Origin of the sequence: Xanthomonas sp. SHU 166, assembly GCF_000364685.1 — a bacterium.
GTDB classification, from domain to species: domain Bacteria; phylum Pseudomonadota; class Gammaproteobacteria; order Xanthomonadales; family Xanthomonadaceae; genus Xanthomonas_A; species Xanthomonas_A sontii.
In genome coordinates, this window is sequence record NZ_AQOJ01000157.1 from 1 (window position 1) to 1272 (window position 1272).

Genomic DNA, 1272 nt, shown 5'->3' on the forward strand with positions numbered 1-1272 from the left:
GGCGTGGCGGACGCCGTCGGTACCGCCGGCGGTGCGCGTGCGGGTGTGTTCGCGTGCCGGTGCACTGGGCGCGACCAGGACGCCGGCGGCCAGCGCCAGCAGCAAGGGAGTGATGCGACGGGACAGCGACATGGCGTTCTCCGATGACGGCAGCGGCGTGCTGCCGAGTGTCACCGTAGCCATGGCGCCGGCGCCGCGGGCGCCGCATCGGCCAGCAAATGTTGCCGAACGCCGCAGCGGAAACATCCGCTTACAGTTGCGTCGCGGCGGCCGTTGCCGCGGGGCCGCGGCGCAACCGATAGTGGCGTCCATGGACGATGCCGCGCCCGCTCCCCGCCTGCTGCTGGTCGACGACGACGACCGCCTGCGCGCCCTGCTGTGCCGCTACCTGGAGAGCCAGGGCTTCGCGGTCAAGGCGGTGGCCGACGGCATGCAGCTGCAGCAGGCGCTGGCGCGCGGCCACTACGACCTGGTGGTGCTGGACCTGATGCTGCCCGGCGAGAACGGCCTGGAGATCTGCCGGCGCCTGCGCGGCCAGGGCGACGCCACCCCGATCGTGATGCTGACCGCCAAGGGCGACGAGATCGACCGCATCGTCGGCCTGGAGATCGGCGCCGACGACTACCTGCCCAAGCCGGTCAACCCGCGCGAGCTGCTGGCGCGGATCCGCGCGGTGCTGCGCCGTACCCGCCCGGGCGGCGCCGGCGCACCGCAACCGGAGGGCGGCGAGATCGGCTTCGGCCGCTTCCGCCTGCACCTGGGCCGGCGCGAGCTGCGCCGCGACGGCGAACCGCTGAAGCTGACCACCGCCGAGTTCGCGGTGCTGTCGGTGCTGCTGCGGCACCCGCAGCAGCCGCTGAGCCGCGACCGCCTCTCCAGCCTTGCGCACGGCCGCGAACACGAGCCGCTGGGGCGCAGCATCGACGTGATCGTGGCGCGGCTGCGCAAGCTGCTGGAGGACGACGTGCGCACGCCGCGGCTGATCCAGACCGTGTGGGGCGTGGGCTATGTGTACGTGCCGCCGGAGCCGCAGGCGTGAGCGCGCCGGCTTCCCGCGTCGCCGGCTGGCCGCGCAGCCTGTTCGGGCAACTGGCGCTGGTGATCGCGCTGGTGCTGGCCGGCGCCGGCCTGCTGGCGCTGCTGCTCGGCCGCGAACTGGCAGTGCGGCCGGCAGCGCAGCAGCAACTGCGCATGCTGCACGGCTTCGCCAATGTCGCCGAGGCGCTGCAGCGCTCGCCGGCCGCCGCGGCGCTGACGCCGGCGTTGCGCGAG

At 74.3% G+C, this 1272-nt stretch carries 2 protein-coding genes; both read left to right on the forward strand.

The window, feature by feature from the left end:
* Nucleotides 1-310: 310 nt before the first annotated feature.
* Nucleotides 311-1039 carry a two-component system response regulator OmpR gene (ompR, locus tag D180_RS05945; protein WP_017908321.1) on the forward strand — a complete coding sequence of 243 codons (729 nt, stop codon included), beginning with the start codon at nt 311-313 and terminating at the stop codon, nt 1037-1039.
* On the forward strand, nt 1036-1272 hold a 237-nt coding region (locus D180_RS05950; protein ID WP_043090546.1), incomplete at its 3' end, for a hypothetical protein. The genes ompR and D180_RS05950, both read left to right, overlap by 4 nt.